This window comes from Mesorhizobium sp. WSM4810 (genome assembly GCF_055811235.1).
Genome location: NZ_JBVVQV010000045.1, coordinates 1 through 26,217 on the forward strand (window position 1 = coordinate 1; position 26,217 = coordinate 26,217).

The 26,217-nt window shown below is 60.9% G+C and carries 22 protein-coding genes and 3 pseudogenes; 11 read left to right on the forward strand and 14 right to left on the reverse strand.

What is annotated here, in order from left to right; genetic code table 11:
* The coding region (locus AC0L3O_RS33490; RefSeq protein ID WP_473617880.1) for a hypothetical protein at nt 1–232 on the forward strand (232 nt) is incomplete at its 5' end.
* A 418-nt stretch (nt 233–650) separates the two neighbouring features.
* Here AC0L3O_RS33490 and AC0L3O_RS33495 read toward each other — a convergent pair.
* The 5 genes and pseudogenes from AC0L3O_RS33495 to AC0L3O_RS33515 form a co-directional block, all read right to left on the reverse strand.
* Nucleotides 651–826: pseudogene (locus tag AC0L3O_RS33495) on the reverse strand (YciI family protein); the annotation flags it as partial.
* Between the two features lie 11 nt (nt 827–837).
* Nucleotides 838–1,212, reverse strand: coding sequence for a PRC-barrel domain-containing protein (locus AC0L3O_RS33500; protein ID WP_023799003.1), 375 nt, complete (start codon nt 1,210–1,212; stop codon nt 838–840).
* 475 nt (nt 1,213–1,687) lie between these two features.
* The gene (locus AC0L3O_RS33505; protein ID WP_023799002.1) at nt 1,688–1,864 is read right to left on the reverse strand and encodes a hypothetical protein; all 177 of its coding nucleotides are present in this window, start codon (nt 1,862–1,864) and stop codon (nt 1,688–1,690) included.
* A gap of 559 nt (nt 1,865–2,423) precedes the next feature.
* A pseudogene (locus tag AC0L3O_RS33510) lies at nt 2,424–3,015 on the reverse strand (divalent metal cation transporter); the annotation flags it as partial.
* Between the two features lie 921 nt (nt 3,016–3,936).
* The gene (locus tag AC0L3O_RS33515) at nt 3,937–5,241 is read right to left on the reverse strand and encodes an adenylate/guanylate cyclase domain-containing protein (RefSeq protein WP_473617881.1); all 1,305 of its coding nucleotides are present in this window, start codon (nt 5,239–5,241) and stop codon (nt 3,937–3,939) included.
* Nucleotides 5,242–5,411: 170 nt separating this feature from the next.
* Here AC0L3O_RS33515 and AC0L3O_RS33520 point away from each other — a divergent pair, with 170 nt between their 5' ends.
* Entirely contained in the window at nt 5,412–5,552 is a 141-nt protein-coding gene (locus tag AC0L3O_RS33520; RefSeq protein WP_287173815.1) for an NADPH-dependent FMN reductase family protein, read from the forward strand.
* 235 nt (nt 5,553–5,787) lie between these two features.
* Here AC0L3O_RS33520 and AC0L3O_RS33525 read toward each other — a convergent pair.
* Nucleotides 5,788–6,162 (reverse strand): annotated as a pseudogene (locus AC0L3O_RS33525) (DUF3604 domain-containing protein); the annotation flags it as partial.
* Nucleotides 6,163–6,280: 118 nt separating this feature from the next.
* A complete protein-coding gene (locus tag AC0L3O_RS33530; RefSeq protein ID WP_287282882.1) occupies nt 6,281–6,883 on the reverse strand; it encodes an HdeD family acid-resistance protein in 603 nt (200 codons plus the stop codon).
* A gap of 527 nt (nt 6,884–7,410) precedes the next feature.
* Here AC0L3O_RS33530 and AC0L3O_RS33535 point away from each other — a divergent pair.
* A complete protein-coding gene (locus tag AC0L3O_RS33535; protein WP_473536464.1) occupies nt 7,411–8,535 on the forward strand; it encodes an AI-2E family transporter in 1,125 nt (374 codons plus the stop codon).
* A gap of 47 nt (nt 8,536–8,582) precedes the next feature.
* Here AC0L3O_RS33535 and AC0L3O_RS33540 read toward each other — a convergent pair whose 3' ends face one another.
* Nucleotides 8,583–8,804: a hypothetical protein gene (locus AC0L3O_RS33540; protein WP_128244413.1), complete on the reverse strand. Its 222-nt coding sequence runs from the start codon at nt 8,802–8,804 to the stop codon at nt 8,583–8,585.
* A gap of 502 nt (nt 8,805–9,306) precedes the next feature.
* On the opposite strand from AC0L3O_RS33540, the gene AC0L3O_RS33545 reads away from it, so the two are divergent.
* The 4 genes from AC0L3O_RS33545 to AC0L3O_RS33560 all read left to right on the forward strand — a co-directional run bounded on the left by AC0L3O_RS33545 (nt 9,307) and on the right by AC0L3O_RS33560 (nt 13,612).
* Complete coding sequence (locus AC0L3O_RS33545; RefSeq protein WP_473536465.1) at nt 9,307–9,609, forward strand: adenylate/guanylate cyclase domain-containing protein; 303 nt, start codon at nt 9,307–9,309, stop codon at nt 9,607–9,609.
* Nucleotides 9,503–10,624 (forward strand): tetratricopeptide repeat protein, encoded by a 1,122-nt coding sequence (locus AC0L3O_RS33550; protein WP_473617888.1) that lies wholly within the window; start codon nt 9,503–9,505, stop codon nt 10,622–10,624. Before AC0L3O_RS33545 ends, AC0L3O_RS33550 begins: the two co-directional genes overlap by 107 nt.
* A gap of 68 nt (nt 10,625–10,692) precedes the next feature.
* Nucleotides 10,693–11,808 carry a 2-hydroxyacid dehydrogenase gene (locus tag AC0L3O_RS33555; RefSeq protein ID WP_473617882.1) on the forward strand — a complete coding sequence of 372 codons (1,116 nt, stop codon included), beginning with the start codon at nt 10,693–10,695 and terminating at the stop codon, nt 11,806–11,808.
* A gap of 406 nt (nt 11,809–12,214) precedes the next feature.
* Nucleotides 12,215–13,612 (forward strand): adenylate/guanylate cyclase domain-containing protein, encoded by a 1,398-nt coding sequence (locus AC0L3O_RS33560; protein WP_473617884.1) that lies wholly within the window; start codon nt 12,215–12,217, stop codon nt 13,610–13,612.
* A gap of 1,967 nt (nt 13,613–15,579) precedes the next feature.
* Here AC0L3O_RS33560 and AC0L3O_RS33565 read toward each other — a convergent pair.
* On the reverse strand, nt 15,580–16,707 hold the full coding sequence (locus tag AC0L3O_RS33565; RefSeq protein ID WP_473617885.1) for a PQQ-dependent sugar dehydrogenase: 1,128 nt from the start codon (nt 16,705–16,707) through the stop codon (nt 15,580–15,582).
* A gap of 296 nt (nt 16,708–17,003) precedes the next feature.
* Between AC0L3O_RS33565 and AC0L3O_RS33570 the strand changes: the two genes are divergently transcribed.
* The 3 genes from AC0L3O_RS33570 (at nt 17,004) to AC0L3O_RS33580 (ending at nt 18,482) form a co-directional block, all read left to right on the forward strand.
* Nucleotides 17,004–17,429, forward strand: a complete 426-nt coding sequence (locus tag AC0L3O_RS33570) for a globin family protein (protein WP_023802903.1) — start codon at nt 17,004–17,006, stop codon at nt 17,427–17,429.
* Nucleotides 17,430–17,494: 65 nt separating this feature from the next.
* Nucleotides 17,495–17,821: a hypothetical protein gene (locus AC0L3O_RS33575; RefSeq protein ID WP_023802902.1), complete on the forward strand. Its 327-nt coding sequence runs from the start codon at nt 17,495–17,497 to the stop codon at nt 17,819–17,821.
* Nucleotides 17,822–17,948: 127 nt separating this feature from the next.
* Nucleotides 17,949–18,482: a DUF2380 domain-containing protein gene (locus tag AC0L3O_RS33580; RefSeq protein ID WP_023802901.1), complete on the forward strand. Its 534-nt coding sequence runs from the start codon at nt 17,949–17,951 to the stop codon at nt 18,480–18,482.
* Between the two features lie 68 nt (nt 18,483–18,550).
* On the opposite strand, the gene AC0L3O_RS33585 is transcribed toward AC0L3O_RS33580, so the two are convergent.
* From AC0L3O_RS33585 to AC0L3O_RS33605, 5 genes are read right to left on the reverse strand one after another with little or no spacing between them, the layout of a single operon-like run.
* Nucleotides 18,551–19,381, reverse strand: a complete 831-nt coding sequence (locus tag AC0L3O_RS33585; protein ID WP_473617887.1) for a dipeptide ABC transporter ATP-binding protein — start codon at nt 19,379–19,381, stop codon at nt 18,551–18,553.
* Nucleotides 19,378–20,271 (reverse strand): ABC transporter ATP-binding protein, encoded by an 894-nt coding sequence (locus AC0L3O_RS33590; RefSeq protein ID WP_023802899.1) that lies wholly within the window; start codon nt 20,269–20,271, stop codon nt 19,378–19,380. Before AC0L3O_RS33590 ends, AC0L3O_RS33585 begins: the two co-directional genes overlap by 4 nt.
* 2 nt (nt 20,272–20,273) lie before the next feature.
* Complete coding sequence (locus AC0L3O_RS33595; protein WP_023802898.1) at nt 20,274–21,191, reverse strand: ABC transporter permease subunit; 918 nt, start codon at nt 21,189–21,191, stop codon at nt 20,274–20,276.
* A gap of 1 nt (nt 21,192) precedes the next feature.
* A complete protein-coding gene (locus AC0L3O_RS33600; RefSeq protein ID WP_023802897.1) occupies nt 21,193–22,200 on the reverse strand; it encodes an ABC transporter permease subunit in 1,008 nt (335 codons plus the stop codon).
* Nucleotides 22,201–22,258: 58 nt separating this feature from the next.
* Nucleotides 22,259–23,851 carry an ABC transporter substrate-binding protein gene (locus AC0L3O_RS33605; protein ID WP_023802896.1) on the reverse strand — a complete coding sequence of 531 codons (1,593 nt, stop codon included), beginning with the start codon at nt 23,849–23,851 and terminating at the stop codon, nt 22,259–22,261.
* A gap of 428 nt (nt 23,852–24,279) precedes the next feature.
* On the opposite strand from AC0L3O_RS33605, the gene AC0L3O_RS33610 reads away from it, so the two are divergent.
* Nucleotides 24,280–26,196, forward strand: a complete 1,917-nt coding sequence (locus tag AC0L3O_RS33610) for a long-chain-fatty-acid--CoA ligase (RefSeq protein WP_473536472.1) — start codon at nt 24,280–24,282, stop codon at nt 26,194–26,196.
* The last annotated feature ends 21 nt before the right edge of the window (nt 26,197–26,217 follow it).

Genomic DNA, 26,217 nt, shown 5'->3' on the forward strand with positions numbered 1-26,217 from the left:
AAAGTCCCTTCCAGCGCCGCTCGTTTGTGGCGATTTGCGCATCACGAAAGCTGCCGGCGGCGATCCGAACAGAATGGCTGCATATGCGCAAAACGGATCCTGCGAACCAGATGGTCAGAGTAATATATCAGGGACCCGCAATCTTGGAATGGGCAAAGCTGCCGATTGGCACGGCACAGCGGCATCGCCTGCGCGCAGGTTCTTCGCGTTCAGCACGGAACCGCCCCGGTGAATGCCTGTGGCGACGTTCCGTTCACATAAATTGCATGAGGGCAACGGGCGGGCGGCGCTGTAGCGCTCGATATGCCCGTTCTCGTCGTCACGGCATCCAAGGCTGAGCGGTATGCTGCTTCGACCTAATTGCCGGCCCTCCGCACATGGTACATGAAGGTCCGGAAATGGTCGAACACGACCTTGAGTTTGACCAGCCTATAGATCCGTTTCTGGCGCTAGTTGCCCATTCCGGTGGCCAGCTCGAACGGTAAAACCTGACCCTGACCGGACCTTCCGGGACCGATTTTACTTTCAGAAACCGGACATTCGGGCCCAACCAGCGCGCATGACCCGAATCGGCCATTCCGGCCGCCTATTGGCGTCACGGAAGCGGACGTTTGCGGCTGGTGGAAGTAGCCGGGGCATTTCGAAGCTAAAAAACCGGCGGTCTCGCGCACCTCGATCGCCCCCATCCGAGCGAGCGAGTCCCGCTCCGCGATCTCCGTCGCCTCCGCAAGGTTCTTCGCTCGATGAGCAGTAAGCCACCCAGATGCTCCTTGGTCTCTGCGAAGGGCCCGTCGGTCCAACTCGCCTTGCCGGCACGAACGCGCAATAGAGGCTTCGCTACACCCAATACGGTCGGACGCCGTAGTAGTCGTAAACGCGGCGGCCACTCTCGGCATTCCAGTCGAAATCCTGGTCGCGAGCATAGCGCGGAGCGCCTTCAACTTGCTCCTTCGTGATGTCAATGCGGAAGCCTGCAAGGCTCTCGTCATAGTCGAGCTTCTGCCACGGCAGCGGATAGTAGTCGTCGCCAATTCCAAGAAAACCACCAAAGCTGAGAACGGCATAGGATACCCTGCCGCCCCTCTTCTCGAGGATCAGCCTTTCGACCTGCCCGATGTGATTTCCCTGGATGTCATAGACGTTGGTGCCGACGACCATGTCGCTGGCGATAAGATCGTGGGTCTCACGAATGTCGGGGTCCTGGTTTGTCATGATTTGCTCCTTCCCGTCGGTATGGAGCAAAAACGGGTCCGTGCCCTCGAAGTTCCAAGGATTGTGCGGACCAGCCGTCAGCAATCTTCTGGCTTGAGCGAGCGAACCATCCGGGTGACGACCGGATCGTAGGCAACTTTTTGCTCCATGCTGTAGTCCATCAGAAACATGGCGGCGCGATCGCCGCAACCGTTATTGTGCAGAATCGGCCGTTGACGTCCCAACCGGCAGAGTTGTTTAGCGCTCTAAGTCCGACCTTAATGCATATCCAAGGCTTGGTGCGGGAAACCGGCATCGCCGCCGAACAAGGTCGCGAGTTCCGTGAACTTGGCAAGCGGCAAATGACCGACGAGCCTGAAGTCACTGATGCGGGTGAGAACAGGCTGTGTAGGTGCTGCGGTCGGTGACCGTCAACGATCCGAATGTAAGGGTCTAGGCAGCAGGGCCGCGATACGGTTGCGGCCCTGACGTCTGATCAACCCTTGAGACGATCCTTGATCTTGTCCTCGGTCTTCCCAAGGCCCTTCTTGGTGCTTTCGTCAAGCTTGCCGGCAGTTCCGCCGGCACTCATTTTCTTGTCACCAGCCGGTTTGCCAGGCTTTGCCTTCACTTCGCCGCTTTTCGCAGAGCGCTTCACTTCATCCTTGTTCATGGTTTCTCTCCCATAGCTGGGAAACCAACATGCGCTCTCACTGAAAGTTCCAGTAGCCAAGGAAAATAAGCATGGCCGGCTCCGAAATGAAATCGATCGCACATCTCACGCGTGAACGAAGGAAAATGGGTGCGTCGATGAACGCGTTCGACGGAATGCCAAGATGGCCGGATAGTCGAAGATGCGATCAATTGGGAGCAACTCCGCCATGCCGCCAAGCTCAGGCCCCGGTCCAGGTGGGCAAGATGGACGCGGTGATGTCCAAACCCGGTTTCCGCAGCGTGGGATCGACCCGCGTAATCGGCATTTGAATTCCACAGCCGGTAGACGCCTTCCCATCGGCTCGCTGCGCAATCGGCTGCATCTTTGCCCCGCACGCCTCCCTCACGCCTGACGGCGTAGTCGAGCGGTTGGATCGGGCATCATGCCGGAATGGCTAACGCTGACCAACGAAACGGCTCGCCCGATCGCCAAATACTGTGAAGGACATGCAGGCAGGCCGCGAAGATTGACCGAATTTGATTTGCCAGGGAATCGGGCCCCTCCTACGCCCGGCACGTCAGGCGAAGGCGGCCACCCCCATCGTTACAACAGCCACAGCCATCACGACGGTGGTCAGCCATCCAAGCGATTTGAGCACCCCGGTGACGACGAACTGCCCGAGGACATCCCGGCGTGTGGCGAAATACATCATGATCCCCATGACCGGAACGGCGACGATGCCGTTGATCACCGCCGTCCAGACAAGCGCCTTTATCGGATTTATCGGCGTGAAGTTGAGCACCGCCCCGATCACGGTCGCGAGCATGATTGTTCCGTTGAAGGCTTGTGCTTTCAGGGGCTTTCGCGTCAGCCCGGTGGGCCAGCGTAGCGCTTCGCCGATCGCGTAAGCTGTGCCGAGCCGGCCAGAACAGGCACTGCAAGGAGGCCCGTGCCGACGGTGCCTAGGGCGAAGAGCGTCGAAGCAAGGGGCCGGCAAGAGGGCGCAGCGCTTCCGCCGCCTGTGCCGAGGTCTCTATCTCGGTGATGCCGCCCGGGTGCAGCGTGGACGCCGCGGTCAGAATAATCGCCAAGCCGACGATGTTCGAGGCTGCCATCCCGGCCATCGTGTCGAAGCTTATACGTTCAAGAGCAGCCGGGCCTTGGGCGGGCTAATAATCGGGATGTTAGCATCATGAACCTTTATCCTGTGTTCTCCTATCCAGATGACAACCAGTGTCCGCAAAAGGGGGTCGACTCCTGCCGGTGGCTGAAGGTCAGCTAACGAGGCGCGCTGCGAATGACCGGTAGTGGCGCAACGTGCTCGTTCTGGCTGTTGAGCCGAATGGCAACTTCCCATCCATTTCGGCGTTGGCGGCGGCCAGCTGGTGGAGTTTTGACGCTGCACGTCGGCTTGCGAGATAGCCGCTGCCGGGACGGCCGGTCGCCGGCACGCGCTCGGGCGGGGGTGGGGTCGAATGTGGGGCCTACCCGATATGCAGGCTGGTTTCAGCGGCAGGCCCAGTCGACAGCTGGGGAGGTAATGATCACAAATACCCACCGCTCGCTTCAACAGAAGTGCATGGTCTGCGGTCTCCCACTGCACTGATCGGCGGTGTGCGACCTGACGTGGAGCCATCGCGTCAAGCCCTTGAGACCGGTTCAGGGCCGCCGCCCGCCACCTGGTTTACGCGGCGCGTCGTTGGGCGAGGTGGAACCCCGAACGGGGTCGACGAGGATCGACGGCAGTAGCGATGCTGTGGTGGTGATCGCAATAGACGCGGTCCGGCGAGGTTGGCCCAGCACAAAAGCGGTGGCCGCCGGGCACTAACGGGTCTTCGCGAACCGGAAAGCGGCATTGACAGGAGCCCAGCCTAATGAGGGGGACGCCGCTCGTACTGGAGGCCACAGCTGCTGATGGTAGGTGCGCTTGGACTTTCCAAGACAGGAAGACCGTCGGACCCGCTGCGGCTCCACCTTTGCCGATTGTGTTTGCAGCTTCGCGGCGTTTGGCGACCATGTTGCGCATTGCGACCGCCGAACCCGGCTGACGCGAGGTTTGGAGCTCCAATGCGTCGCTTCAACCAGCGGCGTCAGAGTCCGTGTTCCGTTACGGTGAACAGGCTCACAGGGTCAGGGATGCCTCGGATGGGGAAGTCGCCCAGTTCCTCGACGGGCTCTTCGATCAATTCAGCAACCCTGTCGGACAGGAGCAAGCGCCGCCCGGTCGTTTTCGATAGCGGTTCGATCCGCGCCGCCAGATTGACAGTGCGCCCAATGGCGGTGAAGTCGAGCCGATCCCTGGATCCGATATTGCCGAAGAATACGGGACCGCGATGCAGCGCAATTCCCATGCTGAGCGGCCGCCAGGAAAGGTCGCGCGACGGCTCGCCGGACTGAGCCTCGTTCAGGCTGTCCACCGCAACCAAACCGTTCCGAGCGGCGGCGAGTGCCGCAGCGGCGGCGGCCGGCGCCGACTGCGTGCCGAAAATGGGGAAGGCCGCCAGCATGCCGTCACCGACAAATTTCAGGACCTCACCGCCTTGTTCATGCACCGCATCCACGAGACCTTCGAAAAAGGCGTTCAGCAGCCGGATCATCTCGGCGCTATCGATGCGATCCGAGAGGCCGGTGAAGTTGCGCATGTCGGATACCCAGATGACCGCCTCGATGGTCTCGCCAAATCCGCGCCTTATGTCACCGGCGAGGACCCGCTTGCCAATGCGTCGGCCGAGATACGCATCGAGCACGTGCTCCGCGATCTTGCCACGCGAGACGATCTCGACATTGAGCGCCAGAGCCGGGCGCAACGCCTCGACGGCTTCGATGGTGGCGCGGGAAAAGCCCCCTGCTTGCCGTGTGGCAAGCGTCATCAGCGTAAACTGGCGGTCGTCCCGCTTCAGCGCGAAGCCCCAATAGTCCGTGTATCCGGCCTCCGCGAGGGTCCGCATGATCGGGTATGTCGACTGCGCCACTGAATCCTGGGGGTTCACCCGAATTGACCGGCCCTCCTCGATGATCGGCCTGAGGGGGCTGGTCAGGTAGTCGGTTGTTTCGCGGACATGCGCGTTGACTTCCACCTCATCACAGACACCGAGATCTCCGTGCCAGTGCGCCGTGATGCCCACAAGCTGCGGATGCAGCGTCGACATGTTGAGCGTTGCCCGCTCGATCGGCTGGCCTGCCGCGACCAGTCGGGCGATGACGCCGTCCAGCAGCTCTGCCGGTCCGGCGGATGCTGCCGTCCCCGACATCAGCCAGTCGAGCGCCGTGCCATCATCTGCCGTGACTAGCGAAATGGGTCGGCGCCGGACCAACTGGAGATCAGGCGGATATTCCAACCCCACCGGACCAGTCGACAGCGATGCTTCAGCGAGTTCGGATCGTTGAGCCGGCATCATTCCTCGCGGCGTCATTCAAACGACAGATAGGCTTCCGAGGGGCAATCGCCAAGCTCCTATCATACGGCCTTTGAGCCCATCACTGTCTACAAAACGATCTTGCCGACTTCTGCTTCTCCCTACGTTCCTTTCGTAGACTTCCGTGATCGGGAGCATGAGGTAGCAACATGTCCAAGCTGAAAATCGCGGTCATCATTGGTTTCACGCGCGATTCCCGTTTCGGGCCGGCGCCCGCACAGCGGATCTTCGAACTGGCCCGGAAGCGCGAAGAACACGATGTGGAACTTCTCGACCTGAAGGCGGGTTAGCGGAAAGGTGACTGCAAAGCCCTGTGCCAGCAGGTGGATCTGGTCACTCCGCCGAAGCAGGCGCCAGCAATGTCTGGCGCGACCTGCTCGCGCAGATGAGCCAAGGGCAACTTTTCGCTCTCTACGGTCATTCAGTTGCGAGCGTTGCATGACGCGATCTGACCCAAGCCAGGCCTTCCTGTTTTGTTGGAAGAAGGTCTGGAAAGGGGTGAATTGAGACACCGCGCAAGGTCAGCGGCGTGTACCAGATCGGCGATGCGTAGGCTCGCTCGGTGATCGTCATTGCTGTCCCCGGCAGAGAGTCGACCCCATATCGCTTGGCATCGTAGGCAGTCCGGCGCGGCGTCGGAATCTCGATCACTCGGTCGCAGTAGAGGGCGGGCAAGCTCGGGTCGAACTCCGGGTTTTTCCACACCTTGATGAGCTCGGGCGCGCTGATCGTATTCGTCCAGGTCGCATTCTCCACATCGACGGTGCTGCCTACCGAACGAAATTTGCCGTCGCCGCCTGGCTTGCGGTCGCCCGACCATGCGACATCGTAGATTTTCTCGTGCAGATTGCCATTCTTGTCGAGCCAACCTTTGACGATCTGGTAGCGGTCAAGGTTGGCGCGATGCGTTCGGCCGGCGGCACGCAGTCCGGGCCGCCGTCCTTCGTCACCCTCGCGACAAAGTCGCGGACGACCGACTTCGCCACGCCTTCGTTCCGGGAGGGAAGCGGGTCCGGCATTATGCGGCCGCCCCATGGGCGTGGCCCTCATGGCTGTGCCTGCGCAGCCGGAACGCCAGCCCGACCAGCATCACGCCGAAGACGATGGCATAGGCGCCGATGACCCAGAGCAGACCGAGCGCCCCGGCGCCCGGAGCTATCGCGATGATTGCGCCGACCAGCACGGATAGCGCTCCCGCCGCGACCAGCCACCACTCGTTGTCGATCTCCTTCCTGAGCCGGATCGCGCCGATGATCTGCATGACGCCGGTGGCGATCATCCAGCCGGCTATAAACAAGACAAGCACGATCGCGGTCATGCCCGGCAAGGCCATCGCGACCAGACCCGCAAGGATGCCGAGCACGCCGACCAGCGCCAGCCACCATCGCGGCGCCGGCGCCCCGCCCTTGATGGCTGCAATGAGCGCCAGCACGCCGTCGACGAGCGCAAAGGCGCCGTAGAGCAGGACGAGCGTCACAAGCGAGATACCCGGCCAGATGAAGGTCAGCACGCCGAACAGAATCCCACAGATGCCGCGCAGCAGGATCAGCCACCAGTTCCGCGCCAGCGCATGAAGCATCATTCTGCCGGCTATTGGCCCGGCTGGACGTGTCGTGCTCATTGTTCACCTCCGTTCAGTTGCGATCGGTCGATGCGCCGGCGTAGCGAGGTATGCTCGTCGCCCGCAGCGTGTCTAATGCTCGCTTGTGCTGGCCTCTGCCAGTGCCTTCAACGCGTCGTGACCTGACGTTGACTATCTGGGCGGCTTTCCCCCGCCGCGAATCAAGCCACGCGGAGACGACGAACAATCCTGCGCTTGGTCACGGACTTTTTCAACGGTATCGGCGCGACCTTGCCATTCGCGTACGCCTCAACGATCTTCAGCCACATTTCTCTGAACGGCTATTCCGCGATGGTGGAAAATTGGGCAATTGGCCCCGACAACGGTTCCTACCGCTCGCGCGAAGGATGGCGCTATATAACTATGATCGGACTTCATCCGTGCGAGGAACATCGCCCCCTGGCTGACCGGCCTCGCAATGGCCGTCCTCGGAAGCGCCATTGTTGCACTTACGATCGCGCTCGGTGGTTGAAAGCCGCACTGCATGGGCTTGGCCCTTTGCACCATTTTAAGGAGGAGCCAAGGCGTTGTCCCTGAGTCCCAACGCCATCCTGATCCTATTGGCCATAGGTGCAACCGTCGCGCTTGCGAACGTCCTGGGTGTCGTCTGGCAGCCGATATTCTGGGCCATCGTGATCGGCATTCTGTTCCACCCGCTGATGAAATGGATCGACTCGCGGCTATCCGGGCGGCCCAGCCTTGCGGCCGCGTTGACAGTGCTGGCGATCTTCGTCTTCGTCCAGATCCCGGCGCTTCTCCTGGGCTCCATGGTCATCCGCGAGGGCGTGTCGCTCTACACCCGCATCCAGAGTGGCGCCGTCGATCCTGGCGCGGAGCTTCTCAGACTGGAAAACCTGTTCCAGCCTGAGCTTGGGCAATTGATGACCGGGATCGGGATCGATCTCGGCGCAATCACTGAAAAGCTCCAATCGGCGATACTACGCAGTAGCGAATTCGTGCTTTCGTTGTTCCTCAGCGCAGGCCAGAACGCAGCCGCCTTTCTGATCAACTTTTTCCTGATGCTCTATCTCCTGTTTTTCATTCTTCGGGACGGAGAGGACATGTACCGGCAAGTGTTCAGAGCGGAGCCACTCCCGACTAATCAGAAGCAGCTCCTCTTCAAAAAGTTCGCCGACGTGTCGATTGCCACGCTGAAGGGAACGTTCATCGTCGGGCTGGTTCAGGGTGCGCTCGGCGGTTTGATCTTCGCCGTTCTCGGCATAAACGGGGCAGTGTTCTGGGGCGCTGTGATGGCAATGGTCTCAGTCCTGCCTGCTGTAGGCACAGCCCTGATCTGGGTGCCGGCGGCAGTGATCCTCATCGTCGGCGGGGCCTGGATCAAGGGACTGATCCTCTCGGCATTCGGGACTTTCGTGATCAGCATGTCAGACAATGGTCTTGCGGCCAATGGTAGTGGGTCGCCAGACGAAGATGCCCGACTACTTGGTGCTCTTCTCCACCTTGGGCGGGCTCAGTGTCCTTGGCATCAGCGGCTTCGTCTTGGGACCTGTGGTCGCCGCGCTGTTTATGGCGGTTTGGAAAACTCATTGAGGAAAACTATCCCCAAGAATGATCGCCGACGCACGCCCGTTCGTCTTGGGCTCAGGCCTGAGAGTTCGGTCGAAGGTGCGATCCCCGCCAATCCCCAATGACACCATCACGGCGCCGCCCTTCCGAGACCAATGCTCTCGTTGCTCGATCACGAGAGCAGCAGCGATCGCATTTGCGAACGTCCGCCGTGCGGTCCAAACACGACGTTCGAGATGCTATTCGCCAAGGTGAGAAGCTGGCGCAACCAAGCCGATCGGAGCACTCGGTTGGCCTCCATAGCCGTGACGCCTCCTACGTTCCATGCGGGTGGAATGTTGCCATTTGTCTCGTCGACAGGAACGAGCAGGTAGCGCCATTTGCTGCCATTCATGGCTCTTCTCAAAAGCTGCCCTTCGCGAAACGGCTCGACTCGACCCTAAGCGGAAGCTCGTTCGCCCCCGGCTGAATCACGCCCATGACCCAAAGCTGTCATTCCGCCCGAACGTGTCGTAGCTTCTAATGGCTCTGCCGATGGGAGGGATCATATCCGAGCGCCCGATTGCCCTGACATAAGGCGCTGGTATTGTGTAGTTGACTGGGCTCCCAAGCGGAGCCGTCACACGTGGGAGGAGTCCGAGCGTGCAGCGCCGTTTGGCGGCCATACTCGCTGCCGATGTGGTCGGTTACAGCCGGCTCATGGGCCATGACGAGATGGGCACGCTGACTAAGCTGAGAGCGCTGCGGGCCGAGCTGGTCGATCCAAAGATCGCCGAACACATGGGTAGGATTTTCAAGGCGACCGGCGATGGGTCCTGGCTGAGTTCCCGAGCGTTGTTAACGCCGTTGCCTGTGCGGTCGACATCCAGCGGCGGCTGGAGGCGCGCAACGCCGACATGCCAGAGGACCGCGCGATCCGACTGCGGATCGGGGTCAACCTGGGCGATGTCATCGTCGAAGGCGAGGACATCTTCGGAGACGGAGTGAATATTGCGGCTAGGCTTGAGAGCGTCGCCCCGGCCGGTGGCATAGCGGTGTCGGGCACAGTGCGTGACCACCTCGGCAACCGGCTCGGTCTGCAGTTCGAGGAGTATGGGCGAGCAGGCGCTGAAGAACATCGAGCAGCTGGTGCGCGTTTGCCGAGTGCGCCTAGCCGATACCTCTGCCTTGGTGCGTCGCGCACTGTCGCTACCCGATAAGTCGTGGATCGCCGTCTTGCCGTTTGTCAATATGAGCGGCGATCCAGAGCAGGAGTACTTCTCCGACGGCATCACAGAGGACATCATTACCGAACTTTCGCGCTTTCGGTCGTTGTCCGTCATCGCCCGGAATTCCTCTTTCACCTACAAGGCACGGACGATGAAGATCCCCGACGTGGCACGCGACTTGGGCGTGACCTATGTACTCGAGGGAAGCGTTCGTCGCGCCGGGAATCGTCTGCGCATCACCGCGCAGCTCATCGACGCTGAGACCGGCAGCCACATCTGGGCGGAGCGCTATGATCGAGAAATTGCCGATATGTTTGCGGTTCAGGACGAGATAACCCAGAGGATCGTGGGCATGCTGGCGGTGGGCCTCGAAGACGTTTCCTTGGAGCGGGCTAAGCGTAAGCAGCCTGAAAACCTCATCGCCTATGATCATTGGTTGCGCGGCAAACGTCTCTTGTGGACGGTGGGTCAGAACAATCTTGAAGCGCGCCAACACTTCGAAAAGGCTGCTGCCACAGACCCAAGCTTTTCGCGCGCCTATTCCGGTTTAGCGGTGACCTACCAGATGGAAGCGCTTGATTTGCTAATTGCGGCAGAAGGTAGAGGCGCTTATGACATGGCCTTTGATTGCGCCAAACGGGCCCTCGCGCTCGATGAAGCCGATTATCAAGCCCACATCGCGCTGGCATGGCCTTGCCTCTATCGCGGCGACTATGAGCGCATGAAGAAACATGTGGATCGCGCCATCATGCTCAACCCTAACGATGCCGACAGCCTCACCAATGCCAGCTACATGCTCGCAATGTATGGTGAAGCGGAAAAGGCGGTTGCCTGCGGCGAAGCGGCAATGCGTCTCAATCCACGATACGCCGATTGGTATATCGCCTTTCAGGCGACTGCCCTATTTACCGCAAGGCGGTATCCCGAGGCCCTAGCCGCGCGGATCAGAGTCCCTGACTACTATCGATTCAACTTTTTTCCGCGCAGCTATACTTGCCAAGCTTGATAGGCTTGCCGAGGCAAAGTTATGGGCGGAAAAAGCAGTAGCGAGGCTGAAGGCAAGGCCGGGGGGCGTTGAGCAAGCAGCCAAAGGATGCATCCAGCTTCTGCTCGACAACAACCCGTTCCGCCGTCAAGAAGATCGTGATCACTTCGCAGAGGCGATGCGCATGGCTGGCGTGCCCGGATAGCCGCTTCGACCCATTCCGGCGGATGTACGTCGAACAGAGTGTCTGGGAGGTATTGGTGAAAGCGCTCACTTTACTGATGGTGAATGATTATCCCGACTATATCGACGCGGGGGAGTGGGCGCGATCTCTCAAGGCGCGCGTTTCTGGCCTCGACTTCCGATTATGGCCCCATCACGGCGATCCCGGCGACATTGACTTGGTGCTGATCGATAAGGGTACGCCGCGCGGGTTTTTTGAAGGTATGACGCGATTGCGTGCAGTTGCCTATCTCGGCGCGGGCATAGACGGCTTGCAACTGGGTGAGCTGCCTGCGGGCGTTGGCGTCGTACGTTTGGCGACCCGCAAACTTGCCTCGGAGGTTGTGCAGTACATTGTTCTCAGAGTACTGTGCCAGCAACGCCATGTATTTGAATATGCTGTCCAACAGACCCAGAAGAGATGGCGCCCCATCGCGCCACGGAAGATCAGCGAGACCGGCATCGTTATCCTTGGGGCTGGGCGTATCGGTGGATGGGCCGCGCGACTCTTCGCCGAGCTGGGATATCGCTCGGCGGCGTGGTCCCGCAACCCTAAGCAAATCGCCGATGTGGCCTGTTACGCTGGTGCCCCAGCGCTTAAAGAGGCCTTGGCTGAACGAGACTTCGTCGTCTGCGCGCTGCCGCTGACCACCGAAACTCGAGGAATACTTAATTCCGAGACTTTCCGTCTGATGAAGCGCGGCGCCTACCTCGTTAATGTCGGACGCGGAGCACACGTCGACGAGGCTGCACTTCTGCACGCCATTGACGCTGGGCAACTGTCAGGCGCCTGCCTCGATGTTTTTACCTCGGAACCGCTCGACCAGGCGAGCCCGCTATGGGCCCATCCGAAGGTGACCATCACACCACATGTGGCAAGCTATTGGGTCTATTCGGGCATAGCGCAGGTGGCAGGTCTGTGCGAGCAGATCAAGTTGGGCAATGACATCACCAATCTCGTAGACCTTGAACGGGGCTACTAAGGGCCCGTATGGCAATAACTGCTTCAGTTCCTTGACGGGATTCGGCCAATTGCGGCGGCCTTATGAAACTAATCGATTCGATAATTTCTGTACCGACCAAGTGCGGGTTAAGAATTTACTCTTAGTCCGTTAATGGCGCTACCTGCTCGTTCCGGTCGACGAGACGAATGGCAACATTCCACCCGGGCCGGCCGTACAAGGCGTTTCAGGCGACGAAGTCGATCCAACACCGTGCGTGGCTCGGTCGCGCCATCAGCAGCCGTTCGGCGCTGGTAGTCCGAATGGCTGGTTTTACTATGAGCAGTCATTGAACCACTTCGCCGATGGTTGCCACTGTTTCGATTGCTGCCCGTCGTTAAAGCTGCGAAGATTAGAGCTCACCTGTTGGCTGTGCAGGAAGGCACGTATGCCAGTTGTAAGAGCGGAACGGCGGCTTGCCGCGATCATGGCCGCCGACATCGTGGCATATTCACGCCTGATTGAAACGGATGAGGCGCGCACGCTTACTGCAATGAGGGCCATTCGATCGCGAATCATAGAGCCGCTGATCGCCGACATCGTCAAGCTGATGGGGGACGGCGCAATCGTGGAGTTTGGCTCCGTTGTCGAGGCTGTGGCCTGTGCTGTCGCCATGCAGGAAGGGACGGCTATCCATCAGCGGGAGGTCCCGCCTGAGAGCCGTATTGTGTACCGCATCGGGATCAACGTCGGTGACGTCGTCGTGGACGACGGCGACCTACTCGGAGACGGCGTCAACATCGCCGCGCGGCTTGAGGCACTGGCGGAGCCTGGGGGCATTTGCATTGCCGATGCGGTGCAGAAACAGTTGGCCGGCAAGACTGACTTCGCCTTTGAAGACACCGGCGAGCGCCCGCTGAAGAACATCGCGCAGCCGGTCCGCGTCTGGCGCTGGACCAGGGAGCCGGGTCTCGGAGACACCGTTGCGCCGTTGGCCTTGCCTGACAGGCCATCCATCGCAGTGCTTCCATTCGACAATCTAAGTGGCCAGCCCGAAGACACATACTTCAGCGACGGCATAACCGAAGACATCGTCACCGGCCTGGCGCACTTCCGCTCGCTGTTCGTGATCGCCCGCAACTCGTCCTTTGCCTTTCGCGGCAAGGCGACCAGCCTCGCCGAGATCGGACGGCAGCTTTGCGTGTCTTATCTTCTCGAAGGCAGTGTGCGGCGGGCCGGGGCACGCGTGCGGATCACCGCGCAGCTGATCGAGGCGGCGACCTGGGCGCATCTTTGGGCCGAACGGTACGACCGCAGTCTCGACGACATCTTCGCGGTACAGGACGAGGTCACCATGACCATCGTTTCGACGCTTGTTGGGCGGATCGAGGACGCAAAACTCAAGCAATCGCTGCGCAAGCCAACAGTCAGCCTCGCAGCCTATGACTTCCTTCTGCGGGGCATCGCGCGTTTCAGAGGTTACTCAGAGGACGACAATCGGCAAGCCTGCACCTTCCTTGAGAAGGCCATCGCAAACGATCCGAACTACGCCTTGGCGCACTCCTATCTCGCGCTCGCCCGGATTGCCCTCCACGGCTATGGGGCTGCCCCCCTGGACATAAGAAGAGCGTCAAGCGTGATGGCGAGGCGTGGCGTCGACCTGGACCCGCAGGAGGGCGGTTGCCACCGCATCCTCGGACAAGTTCTTCTATACGTGCGCGAACTTGACGTCGCCGAGCATCACGCCAGGCGGGCCGTAGAGTTGAACCCGAATGACGCGGACGGTGCGATTTCGATGGGGGATCTCCTGGTGACAAAGGGGCATCCGGTCGAAGGCCTTGCGTAGACCGAGAAGGCTAGCGCAAGCGCTCCCCTCAGCGGATTGCGCGATTTCACGTCCACCTCGCCATCCTGATACTCAACAAGTTTAGGCATGACCTTCTCCGTTACTCTTTAGGGGCCGCAACGCCCGTCGCGGGCGGCAGGCCGGGTTGTTGTTGTTCGGGAGTTATGTCGGGCAGTCGTGCTGCTTCTTGCTTCTCTTCGACGTAAAGTCGTCGGTTATCATGCGGCTTATCCAAAGGCCCCAGGGGCCGCTTCTCTCAAGACGCGCTGGAAAGGTATCTAACTCGTGCCGGCAGTCAAGGGGCTGCCAATGTGCGACTCGCAATTGAAAGGCTTTAAGGCAGGCAAGATGGGAGCCGTCGCGAAACTCAGCAATCGCGCGCTGCTGAAGGCGCGCAGCCCAGACGACGGTAACGATCAAAGGGAGACGTTTCGTAGGCGAAGGCAGAGTTCTTCAGCCTGCTCAAAGAAGTCTGATGCTGCACGTGTCGGATGCCGCGCGTCTATGCTGGCTGTCGGGGATATGCCGCTGTCAGGCCATTTATCGTCACGACAAGGCTGTTTGTGGTTGGGCGACTTATTTGCGCTCCAGGTCGCCTTGACGTGCGCGGTGAAACAGCAGGGAGTCAGAAAAAATCTGGCGGGATTTCGAAGCAACGTTTTCTCCGACGTGTATCCCTCCGTGCCGAAAATCGGGACCGGCCCCTCCCTGGGACTGATTGTGACTATTACCGCCGTTGGAAATATGAATGTCTACGGGCGTCGCGCCGCAGGCCGGGCGAGCACGGACCGTACCGAAAGCGGCAAGTCTAATAAAGGGGGTTGAAATGCGACATCAGCTGACTGGCAACGCCGGTCTGTACCACGTAGCGCGGGAACTATCGCGGCGCGGTTGGCATGTCATGCCCACCGTGCGAAACGCACGGGGCGCAGACCTCTATGCCGCAAGCGACGATGAGAGCCGCGTCCTACCGATTCAGTCAAAAGCTCTATCGAAGAAAGACCCAGTGCCGCTGGGTGGTTCGCTGGACACCCTTCGCTCAGATTGGTGGGTTGTAACGATCAATGCGAACACCGCAGCACCAACGTGCTATGTCCTCACGAAGGACGAAGTGAAAGCCGCAGCGCATCGGGGAATGAGTGCAACTGGCACGATATCGTATTGGCTACAGCCAAAGTCCTATGCGCTTCCTCAGTATCAAGAAGCATGGGACAGGCTCGGCAGCCCTGCCGCTCCCGGAAGCCTTTGAAACTCAAACTGCAGCTGTAGCCCCTCAAGCAATGGATAGCACATGACGGTCTTGGACACTGTACGGGAGTTCATCCAAGGGAAAGCTCCCCGCGCCGTTTGCGACGACTGCATTGCGGACAGTATCGAACTGTCAATTCGCCAGCACGCCAATCACAAGACACGAGAGCTTGCCTGCGCATTCGGATTCAGCCGACGAAAAGAGGTCTGCTCCACGTGCAAGAAGACAAAGAACGTCATTAGCTACGCCCACAGGACCGGCTAGGCCGGCAAATCTAGACAGTACATGAGGCGTGCTCGCCGAGGTACCGACGACCACCGGCACCGGCCGCTTCAGTCATGCACCTGGACGTAAGGCTGTCGGGTAGTTGGCTAGCGTTGCCGCTACAGGCGCACCCGTCAGGCTCGCAGCGGCACTGTCGGGCGATTTGTCGGCCAGGGTCGCGACTGCCGCGCGGAGAACTGGCCTTTAGCTTTCTAAAGAAGCCGGACAGAATATTCGGACCCACTTCGCCGGGCCGCAGTCTAATCCCGTCCTCGAATGAGTTCAGCGTCACGCAGAGCGCAACAAAATCAGCAATTTCTGTGGCAAATGCAGGACTTTTGAATTTCACTCAGGTCTTCGCGTCACTAAGCGACACTAATATTTCTCAAGGCTTAGCGGGATTCCGAGGGTAGAGCGACCAGTTCAGAAAACGCGCCTGTCGCACCGCGCGGCATCATTGCGACGCTCCCGGCGTCAGTCGCAATATCCTTCCCGCTGGTTCGTCGGTCAACGCCATGACCGCGCCGTCGGGAGCCTGCACCACGTCCCGGATACGCCTGCCGAGAGCGAGGACTTCCTCGCCGGCGACCTGCTTTCCGTCGATCCTGACACGAACGATGCCTTCCGCCGACAGTCCGCCAATCAAGAGGTCGCCTCTCCAATCGGCAAACATGTCGCCGGTGTAGAAGGTCATGCCAGAAGGCGAGATGACGGGCGTCCAGCTATGGATGGAGTCGGCAAACTCCGGCCGCGTGGACGGCTCGGGGATGCGTTCGCCAGAATAGTGCCGGCCCCAGCTGACCTCGGGCCAGCCGTGATTCCTGCCCGCTTGCGGAATGTTCAGCTCATCGCCGCCGAGCGGTCCCATTTCCGCCGTCCAGAGCACGCCGGTTTCGGGATGGAGCGCAGCACTTTGCACATTGCGATGGCCGTAGGACCAGATCTCGTCGGCGCCGTCCTTGCCGACGAAGGGATTGTCGTCAGGCACGGAACCATCGGGGTTGATGCGGACGATCGTGCCGAGATGATTGTTCGGGTCCTGCGCCTCTCGCATCTTGCCGCGCTCACCGAGCGTGACGAAGAGCTTGCCGTCCGGCGCGAATACCAGGCGGGAGCCGTAGTGCAGCCGGCTGGATACGGCTGGTTCCTGCCGGAAGATCACTTCGAAGTTCGAAAGCGCGCTGCCGTTCTCGTCTAGGCGTCCACGGCCGACCGAGGTGGCCGCGCCGCCGCCGCGTTCCTCCGAATAGGAGAGATAAACCGTCCGGTTGTCGGCAAAGTCCGGATCGAGCGCCACATCCAGCAGACCGCCTTGTCCGCTGGCAAGGACGTCCGGCACACCGTCGATCGGGTCGGAAACGGCCCCGTCGGTCGAGACGAGCCGCAGGCGCCCCGGACGCTCGGTGACCAGCAACGCGCCGTCGGGCAGGTAGATCGCGCCCCAGGGATGCTCGAGCCCTTCGGCAAAGGTCTCGACCGCAACGCGGCCTGTTTCGCTCTCGATGCTGCTGTCCTGCGCGAGCGTGGTCGAGGGCGCACCGAAGGCGAGAAGAAAAGACGAAGCAATGAATATCCGCAGCATGATTTCTCCATCCGAACGGAGGCATAGGGGAGGAGCCGCCGGCTCCCCGATATAATGACCGACTGCCGATGCAGTTCCAAGTTGGCGCCGCGCCCCAGGTTTTCAGCTATGGCCAGGTCGAGGTCGGCGAGAGTTCGGCCTGGCACTCTCGGCGTGCCTCTAGATAAAGAAGTCAAATGAGCGCGAACTGAAACCAATTGAGACACAACTGAAACACATCCAGGCGCAGGCGACATGCATGCGAAACGCTTTGGGGCGATGGTCGCCGCAAGACCAGGAACGCAGGAGCGTCGCCGATGACACCCGACCAGACCAGACTTGTCCAGGACAGTTTTCGCGAGATCGTGCCGATCCGCGTGGCCGCCGCCGCGCTGTTCTACGAGCGCCTGTTCGCGATCGACGCGGATCTTCGCGCGCTGTTTCCGGTGACAGACATGACCAAGCAAGGCGCCAAGCTGATAGCGAGCCTCGGCTTCGTCGTGCATGGACTGGACCGAGCCGACACCATCCTGCCGACGGTGCGCGTGCTCGCCAGGCGTCACGTGACTTACGGTGTCGAGGAGCGTCATTACCCGATCGTCGGACAAGCGCTCATCGAGACGCTGGCGGCCGGCCTCGGCACGGCTTTTACGCCGGCTGTCCGCGAGGCTTGGGAGGCGGCCTACGGGTTGCTCGCCAGCGTAATGATCGCGGCTGCCCGTGAGGATCAGCTCGCAGCGTAATTTTGGGGGATGCAGCCGCAGGCGACCACCCACCCAAACGACAATTCCAAATGGAGAGAAACACGATGTTCAGATACACAGCACTTGCGGCGCTTTGCGTCGTGGCAGGTTCCGCTTCTGCCGGCGAACTCACGGCCCGTCAGGGTGGGACCGTCGATCTCGGCAATTTTCACGGCGTCGTCTACTACACCGAGGCGGAGGACGGCTATCGGGTGGTCACCACGATGGCGGCGGGCGAAGAAAACCTGCCGGTACGCTTCGTCGCGACCCTCAGTGAGGGCCAGGCATTCGTGATCTCGGTTCCCGGCGAATTGGCAGGGGCCGGACAGGCACTCGAAATCTCGCGCGCCAAAGGCAAGCTGGTTGTCGCGGAGGTGGAGTCCACCCAGTAACGGGTTGAAAGTTGACGTCGCGACGCAACCGGGTAGTCTGCGCCCGCTTCCGCGTCTTCCAGCAGCGCGAAGAGACAAATCGGCACCGTCATTGGGATGGGTATCGTCCTAACCTCGGAGAAACGAGATGCTCAAGGTGCAAAGTGCGGAAGTTCGATTTCGACTTTTTGAGTGTGGACAATTTTTCCTGATCCTGATGGGCGCTGGTCTACTTGCGCCGGCCGCTTTTGCCGATGTCGTCGAGCCAGCGACCCTCGCCGTCGCGGATTTCGAGTTCAGGGATACATCAGGCGAAGTCAGGGACCAGACCGCCGAACACGAAGCGCGACTGAAGGCATTTGGTGTTGCGTTGCAGGATGGCCTTTCGGAGAAGATCAAGCTCGTCGCGTTACCCTGTCAGGCAGAACAGTGCACCATCAAGGACCCCGGCCTTGTCGATCTCTCGAAAAAGGCAAAAACAGCCAGCGCGAAATATCTCCTGATCGGTCAGGTGCACAAGATGAGCACGCTGGTCGGCTGGGTGAAGTTTGCAGTGCTGGATTTGAGCAACAACAAACCTGTCTGCGATCGATACCTGACTTACCGGGGAGATACCGACGAAGCATGGCGGCGAGCAGCAGAGTTCACCGCGCGTGACGTCGAGAAGCACTGCATTCCGTAGGAATCGCGGTCGCTTTGATCAGCCGGCGCCCTGAACCTCAGCATGGGCTGGGTCCCGCAATTGCGGCGTCAGGCGGCCTTCTTCTTCGCCAGCCTCGCCTTGATGCTGGCGACGTCGGCGCGCGGCGTCGCCGCAAACAGCGTTTTGGTGTAGCTGTGCTTGGGGTGGGCAAAGACCTCGTCGCGTGAGCCGTATTCGACGGCCTCGCCATAATACATGACCATCACATCGTCGGCGATGTAGCGCACCACCGACAGGTCGTGGCTGATGAAGACATAGGTCAGTTCGAATTCGTCCTGCAGGTCGGCGAGCAGGTTGAGCACCTGCGCCTGCACCGACAGATCGAGCGCCGAGACCGGCTCGTCGAGCACCAAAAGGCTCGGATTGAGCATCAGCGCGCGGGCAATGGCGATGCGCTGGCGCTGGCCGCCCGAGAACATGTGCGGGTAACGGTTGTAATGCTCCGGTCCGAGGCCGACCTTCTTCAGCATCTTCATGGCGAGATCGCGCCGTTCGTCGGCTGGCGTGTCGGTGTTGATGAGCAGCGGCTCGCCCAACACGTCGCCGATCTTCTGGCGCGGATTGAGCGAACCGTAAGGGTTCTGGAAGACGATCTGCACCTTGCGGCGCATCTCCTTCGTCAGCCCATTCCTGGCGATGTCGACCTTGTTGCTGTCGATGAAGAGCTCGCCCGCTGTCGCGGGATCGATCAGGGTTATGATACGTGCGAGCGTTGACTTGCCGCAGCCGCTTTCGCCGACGATGGCCAGCGTCTTGCCCTTTTCGACGCTGAACGAAACGCCCTTGACCGCGTGCACCGTGCGCGAGGGACGAAATAGGCCGCCGCCGACATGGTAGTCGCGCACGATGTTCTTGCCTTCGAGAACCGTCACGCTCATGACGCGGCTCCCGTTGCAGGCCCGCTTCCAGCAGCAGGCCCGGTTCCCGCAGCAGAGGGGGCCGGTTCGAACAGCATGTCGGAAATGGTCGGCAGCCGGTCGCCGACGGCGTTTTCCGGCAGCGCCGACAGCAGCGCCCGCGTGTAGTTGCTCTTCGGCTGCTCGAACAGCGACAGAACGTCGGCCTCTTCCATCTTGCGGCCCTTGTACTGGACGATGACGCGGTCGGCGGTCTCGGCCACGACGCCCATATTGTGGGTGATCATGATCAGGCCCATGCCGTATTTGGCCTGCAAGCCAACCAAAAGGTCGAGAATCTGCTTCTGGATGGTGACGTCGAGCGCGGTGGTCGGCTCATCGGCGATCAGCAGCTTCGGATTGCAGGCGATGGCGATGGCGATCATGACGCGCTGGCACTGGCCGCCCGACATCTGGTGCGGGAATGAGTTCAGCCGCTCTTCCGGATCGGCGATGCCGACCAGCTTCATCAGTTCGATGGCACGGGCCCGGCGCTGGGCGCGGTCCATGCCCAAATGGAAGCGCAGCACCTCCTCGATCTGGAAACCAGCGGTGAAGCACGGGTTGAGGCTGGCGATCGGCTCCTGGAAGATCATCGAGATGTCCTTGCCGACGATCTTGCGGCGCTCGGACGGGCTGAGCTCAAGCAGGTCGATGCCGTCGAAGGCCATGCGATCGGCCTTTACCGTCGCCGTGTTCGGCAACAGCCCCATCACCGCGAGCATCGCCACCGATTTGCCGGAGCCGGATTCGCCGACGATCGCCAGCACCTCGCGCGGCTCGATCGACAGGTCGATGCCTTGCACGGCCATGAATGGTCCGGCGGCGGTATCAAACGACACGGTGAGGTTCTTGATCTCGAGAAGAGGCATGGTCACGACCTCTTCAGCTTGGGGTCGAAGGCATCGCGCAGGCCATCGCCGATCAGGTTGATCGCAAGCACCGTGATCAGGATGGCAAGGCCGGGGAAGGTCACCACCCATGGCGCGCGCAGGATGAACTCGCGCGCCGTGGCCAGCATGGTGCCCCATTCCGGGGTTGGCGGCTGCGCGCCGACGCCAAGGAAGCCAAGAGCCGCGGCCTCGAGAATGGCGTTGGAGAAGGACAGCGTCGCCTGCACGATCAGCGGCGCCATGCAGTTCGGCAGGATCGTCTTCACCATCAGCCTGAGATGGCTGGCACCAGCCACCTTGGCGGAGATCACATATTCGCGGTTCTTTTCGGCCATCACCGCCGCACGGGTGAGCCGCGCGAAATGCGGCTGCAGCACCAGCGCGATCGCCAGCATGGCGTTGAACAGGCCGGGTCCGAGGATCGCCACCAGAACCAGGGCAAGCAGCAGCGACGGGAAGGCCAGGATGACGTCCATGACGCGCATGATCAGCGTATCGACCCAGCCGCGGAAATAGCCGGCGAGCACGCCGAGGACGATACCGCTGGTCAGCGAGAAAACAACGACGACCAGACCGATGAACAGCGAGAACCGAGCCCCGAAAATCAGCCGCGAAAGCATGTCGCGGCCAACGGCGTCGGTGCCGAGCAGGAACGTCGATCTGCCGCCCTCCTGCCAGGCCGGCGGCGCCAGCAGCGCATCGCGGAACTGTTCGTCAGGCGAATGCGGCGCGACCAACGGCGCGAAGATCGCCACCAGCACCAGCGCAGTGAACACGACCAGGCCGATGACGGCGCCGGTGTTCATCGAGTAGTAATGCCAGAACTCGGTGAAGGCGCGTTGCCGGCCGCCGGTCGGAATGGAGGCGGCGGTGGCTTCTGCCGTGGTTTGGTCGGTCATCTCACTGCACCCGGATACGTGGGTTGATGACGGCGTAGAGCACGTCGACGATCAGGTTCACCGCCATGACGATCAGCGCGATGATCAGCAAGCCGCTCTGGACGACAACATAGTCGCGCTTGGCGATCGCGTCGATCATCCACTTGCCGATACCAGGCCAGGAAAAGATCGTTTCGGTCAGGATGGCGCCCGCCATCAGCGTGCCGACCTGCAGGCCGATGGTGGTGACGACGGGGATCAGCGCATTGCGAAAAGCGTGGAGCCCGATGACGCGACGCGGCGCCAGGCCCTTGGCGCGGGCGGTGCGGACATAGTCTTCGCCCAGCACCTCCAGCATCGCCGACCGCGTCTGGCGCGCTATGACGGCGAGCGGGATTGTCGCCAGCACGATCGCCGGCAGGACAAGATGACTGGCGGCGGACCTGAAAGCGCCGCTCTTGCCGGAGATCAGGCTGTCGATCAGCATGAACCCCGTCGTCGGCTTGAAGAAATATTGAAGGCCGATGCGGCCGGAAACCGGCGTCCAGCCGAGATAGCCGGAGAAGAAGATGATGAGCAGCAGTCCCCACCAGAAGATCGGCATCGAATAGCCGGTCAGCGCCACGCCCATCGTCGCCTGGTCGAACCAGGATCCGCGCTTGACCGCGGCGAAGATGCCGGCGGGAATGCCGATGAGCACGGCGATGATCAGCGCGATCGTCGCCAGTTCCAGCGTCGCCGGAAACAGCGCTTGGAATTCACCGAGCACCGGCCGCTTGGTGGCGAGCGATATGCCGAAGTCGCCGGTCAGGACCCTGCCGATATACTCGAGATACTGGACGACATAGGGCCGGTTGTAGCCAAACCGCTCGACAAGCTCGGCGTAGCGTTCCGGGCTGACGCCGCGCTCGCCGGCCAGGGCCGTGATCGGGTCGCCCGGCAAAAGCCGGACGAAAGCGAACGCCGCCAGCGATATGCCGAACACGGTCGGGATGATCAAGGCGAGCTTGTGGAGGAGATAGCGGAGCATCTTGCTTCATAGAACGGCGGCGCTTTAAGTCCAGCGTCGCCGTTCTATTTCTCAGCAGTTATTCGGCGACGTCGACGCCGTCAAACCGGTGGATGCCGAGCGGATCCATGACGAAGCCCGTAACTTTCTTGTTCATCGGCATGAAGACCTTGGAATGGGCGATGGTCAGCCACGGCGCCTCACGCTTGAACACGACCTGAGCCTCCTCGTAGATCTTGGTGCGCTCGGCGACGTCCGTGGTCGCCTTGCCCTTCTGCAGGAGGGCTTCGAACTCCTGGTTGCACCAGATCGCATAGTTGGACTGGCCGATGGCATCGCAGCCGAGCAGGAACAGGAAGTTGTCCGGGTCGCCATTGTCGCCGGTCCAGCCGAGCTGGAAGGCCCCGTCACGGTCCTTCTGCTTGCCGCGTTCGCGATACTCGGTCCATTCGTAGCTGACGATCTCGGCCTTCACGCCGATCTTGGCGTAGTCGGCCTGGATCAGTTCCGCGACCCGTTGGGCATTCGGATTGTACGGGCGGCTGACCGGCATTGCCCAGATCTTCATCGACAGATCCGTGACGCCGGCATCAGTCAGCATCTTCTTGGCCGCGTCGGGATCGTAGGGATCGTCCTTGACCTCCTTGTTATAGGACCACATCGTCGGCGGGATCGGGTTTATCGCCGCCTGGCCAGCGCCCTGATAGACGGCATCGAGAATGGCCTGCTTGTTGACGGCCATGTTGAGGGCCTTGCGGACCTCGACCTTGTCGAAGGGCGCCTGCGTCGTGTTGTAGGCCATGTAGCCGATGTTCAGGCCTTCCTGCTCGTCGACCTTGAGGTTCGGGTCGGCTTTCAGGCCGGCAATGTCGGCCGGCGCCGGGTACGACATGATATCGCACTCGCCCGCCTTCAGCTTCTGCGCGCGCACGGCCGGATCGGTGGTGATGGCAAAGATCAGATCGTCGATCTTCTGGCGGCCGCCATAGTAGCCGTCCCATGCCGCATAGCGGATGACCGCGTCGACCTGGTAGTCGACGAACTGGAACGGACCGGTGCCGATCGGCTTTTGGGTGAATTGCTGCCTGGTGCCAGCCTTGTCGAGCTGGTCGGCATATTCCTTGGAGACGATCGAAGCGAAATCCATGCCGAGATCCGGCAGAAAAGCGACCTCAGGCTTGTTCAGCACGAACTTCACCGTCAGGTCGTCGACCTTGACGATTTCCTTGAGAAGATCCGGGAAGCCCATGCCGGCAAAATATTCCCAGCCGGTGCCTGCCAGATAGTCGAACCACGGGTTTTCCTTCTTCCACTGGCGCTCGAAGGAGAAGATCACGTCGTCGGCGTTGAGATCGCGCGTCGGCGTGAAGTAGTCGGTGGTCTGGAACTTCACGCCCGGCCGAAGCTTGAACGTGTATTCGAGACCGTCGTCGGAAACCGTCCAGCTCTCGGCGAGGCCAGGCGTGATGGTGGTCTTGCCGTGTTCGAACTCGACCAGGCGCGAATAGATAGTGCGCGACGACGCGTCGAAATCGTTGCCACCGCTCCACGGCGACGGGTCGAAGCCGGCCGGCGACGCCTCCGAGCAGTAGACCAGCTGCTTGGCATTGGCCATGCCGCCGAGGACGCTTGCGGCCAGCAACGCGGCCGCAAAAGTCAGTTTCTTTTTCATGGAGGACTCCCTGATGTTCTTCCAAGCCCCTCTATCAGGCTCGTGAAGCGCGCATATAAGCACCGTTTTTCCGGCTTTGGAACACCCCGTTTGCCTACCCCATGGGAAGCAGAATTTATTTCTGCGCACTCGCCAAAAAGGAGAAAAAAATGTCAGTTACCGCCTATCACGGTAATGTTAACGACTGCATTTTTTTATTGATCTTCAACCCGGCGTTGGTGAGGAACTGCGACCTTCGGCTGGTCGTTGCCGCGGACGATTTCTTCCCACCTTGCCGCAGGCACAGACTTGCACGGCTGCCGATAGTCGCAATACATAGATGACAGGCTGGATTTCCTGGATGCCGGCAGCAGTGGAGGACGTCTCTGTCATTCGGAGGCGACGCGGCGAGCAGGCAGAGACAATAAGAACAATCGAGGGAGGGACGAGTGGCAAAAACACCAAGGACGACGGCACCAGCGACAGCCAAGGCCAAAACTGCTGCGAAACCGGCCAGCCCCGACAAGCTAAAAGCGCCGACGGCCAAAGCCAAGCCGAAGGCGGCCGCGGTGCCCGCCAAGGGTGGCGCAAAGCCCGCCGCCGCCAAACCAGCGGCGAAGGCAGCACCGACAGCGGCTGCATCGACGTCAAACCCAGGTCCGGCCACAAGGCTGCCGAATGTGGTTGCCGCCGGATTGCCGGAAAAACCCTGGCTCAAAAGCTATCCGAAAGTCGTTCCGGCCGAGATCGGCGCTCTGCCCTTCGGCTCCATCGGCGATCTGCTCGCCGACGTCTGCAAGCAGTACGCCAGCCGGCCTGCCTTTACCTGCATGGGCAAGACCATCACCTATGCGGAAGTCGAGCGGCAATCGGCCGCCTTCGGCGCCTATCTGCAATCGACGGGACTGCCGAAAGGCGCACGCGTGGCGCTGATGATGCCGAACGTGCTGCAATATCCGGTTGCGATGATGGCAGTGCTGCGCGCTGGCTATGTCATGGTCAACGTCAACCCGCTCTACACGCCGCGCGAGCTGGAACATCAGCTCAAGGATTCCGGCGCGCAAGCCATCGTCATTCTCGAGAATTTCGCCAGCACCTTGCAGGCGGTGATCGCCAAAACGGCGGTCAAGCATGTCGTGGTCGCGGCGATGGGCGACATGCTTGGCGGCCTGAAGGGGACGATCGTCAATCTCGTCGTGCGCCGCGTGAAGAAGATGGTGCCGGCCTGGTCGCTGCCGGGCCATGTCAAGTTCAACGCAGCGTTGAAGGCAGCCGCCGGCATGAATTTCAAGCCGGCGAAGGTCGCTGCCGACGACGTCGCCTTCCTGCAATATACCGGCGGCACCACCGGCATCTCGAAGGGCGCGGTGCTGCTGCACAGCAACGTGCTGGCCAACGTCGCGCAGAACGCGCTGTGGATCGAGGACGCCTTCACGGTCAAGCCCAAGCCGGCGCATCTCAACTTCATCTGCGCGCTGCCGCTCTATCATATCTTCGCGCTGACGGTGAACGCGCTGATGGGCATGCAACTGGGTGGCCAGAACATACTCATTCCCAATCCGCGCGACATTCCCGGCTTCGTCAAGCAACTCGGCAAATACCCGATCCACATCTTTCCAGGCCTCAACACGCTGTTCAACGCGCTGCTCAACAATGAGGATTTCCGCAAGCTCGACTTCAGGCCGCTGATCCTGACGCTGGGTGGCGGCATGGCGGTGCAGAAGGGTGTCGCCGAACGCTGGAAGGCGTTGACCGGCTGCCCGGTCACCGAGGGCTACGGGCTTTCGGAAACCTCGCCGGTGGCCACCGCCAACACATTCAGCGACGGCAACTTCACCGGCACGATCGGCCTGCCGCTGCCCTCGACCGAGATCGCCATCCGCGACGAAGACGGCAATGATTTGCCGCCCGGCGAAGTCGGCGAGATCTGCATCCGCGGACCACAGGTGATGGCCGGTTACTGGAACCGGCCGGACGAGACCGCCAAGGTGATGACCAAGGACGGTTTCTTCAAGTCGGGCGACATGGGCTTCATGGACGAGCGCGGCTTCACCAAGATCGTCGACCGCAAGAAAGACATGATCCTTGTGTCCGGCTTCAACGTCTATCCGAACGAACTCGAGGAAGTGGTGGCGCTGCATCCGGGCGTGCTCGAAGTGGCCGCGATCGGCGTGCCGGACGAGCATTCAGGCGAAGTGCCGAAGCTGTTCGTCGTCAAGAAGGACCCGTCGCTGACCGCAGAGGTGCTGACTGTCTATTGCCGCGAGAACCTGACCGGTTACAAGCGGCCAAAATACATCGAGTTTCGGACCGAACTGCCGAAGACGCCGGTCGGCAAGATCCTGCGGCGGGCGTTGCGGGAATAGGAAGAATTTGGGCGGGAATAG

What these genes read in the sequence shown, in the direction of transcription:
- AC0L3O_RS33560 (WP_473617884.1), top strand. Translation starts at nt 12,215, where the DNA reads ATGCCAGTTGTAAGAGCGGAACGGCGGCTTGCCGCGATCATGGCCGCC.
- AC0L3O_RS33500 (WP_023799003.1), bottom strand. Translation starts at nt 1,212, where the DNA reads ATGACAAACCAGGACCCCGACATTCGTGAGACCCACGATCTTATCGCC.
- AC0L3O_RS33595 (WP_023802898.1), bottom strand. Translation starts at nt 21,191, where the DNA reads ATGACCGACCAAACCACGGCAGAAGCCACCGCCGCCTCCATTCCGACC.
- AC0L3O_RS33575 (WP_023802902.1), top strand. Translation starts at nt 17,495, where the DNA reads ATGTTCAGATACACAGCACTTGCGGCGCTTTGCGTCGTGGCAGGTTCC.
- AC0L3O_RS33515 (WP_473617881.1), bottom strand. Translation starts at nt 5,241, where the DNA reads ATGCCGGCTCAACGATCCGAACTCGCTGAAGCATCGCTGTCGACTGGT.
- AC0L3O_RS33605 (WP_023802896.1), bottom strand. Translation starts at nt 23,851, where the DNA reads ATGAAAAAGAAACTGACTTTTGCGGCCGCGTTGCTGGCCGCAAGCGTC.
- AC0L3O_RS33540 (WP_128244413.1), bottom strand. Translation starts at nt 8,804, where the DNA reads ATGAATGGCAGCAAATGGCGCTACCTGCTCGTTCCTGTCGACGAGACA.
- AC0L3O_RS33580 (WP_023802901.1), top strand. Translation starts at nt 17,949, where the DNA reads ATGCTCAAGGTGCAAAGTGCGGAAGTTCGATTTCGACTTTTTGAGTGT.
- AC0L3O_RS33530 (WP_287282882.1), bottom strand. Translation starts at nt 6,883, where the DNA reads ATGAGCACGACACGTCCAGCCGGGCCAATAGCCGGCAGAATGATGCTT.
- AC0L3O_RS33520 (WP_287173815.1), top strand. Translation starts at nt 5,412, where the DNA reads ATGTCCAAGCTGAAAATCGCGGTCATCATTGGTTTCACGCGCGATTCC.
- AC0L3O_RS33585 (WP_473617887.1), bottom strand. Translation starts at nt 19,381, where the DNA reads ATGAGCGTGACGGTTCTCGAAGGCAAGAACATCGTGCGCGACTACCAT.
- AC0L3O_RS33570 (WP_023802903.1), top strand. Translation starts at nt 17,004, where the DNA reads ATGACACCCGACCAGACCAGACTTGTCCAGGACAGTTTTCGCGAGATC.
- AC0L3O_RS33590 (WP_023802899.1), bottom strand. Translation starts at nt 20,271, where the DNA reads ATGCCTCTTCTCGAGATCAAGAACCTCACCGTGTCGTTTGATACCGCC.
- AC0L3O_RS33600 (WP_023802897.1), bottom strand. Translation starts at nt 22,200, where the DNA reads ATGCTCCGCTATCTCCTCCACAAGCTCGCCTTGATCATCCCGACCGTG.
- AC0L3O_RS33550 (WP_473617888.1), top strand. Translation starts at nt 9,503, where the DNA reads ATGGGCGAGCAGGCGCTGAAGAACATCGAGCAGCTGGTGCGCGTTTGC.
- AC0L3O_RS33505 (WP_023799002.1), bottom strand. Translation starts at nt 1,864, where the DNA reads ATGAACAAGGATGAAGTGAAGCGCTCTGCGAAAAGCGGCGAAGTGAAG.
- AC0L3O_RS33565 (WP_473617885.1), bottom strand. Translation starts at nt 16,707, where the DNA reads ATGCTGCGGATATTCATTGCTTCGTCTTTTCTTCTCGCCTTCGGTGCG.
- AC0L3O_RS33545 (WP_473536465.1), top strand. Translation starts at nt 9,307, where the DNA reads ATGCCAGAGGACCGCGCGATCCGACTGCGGATCGGGGTCAACCTGGGC.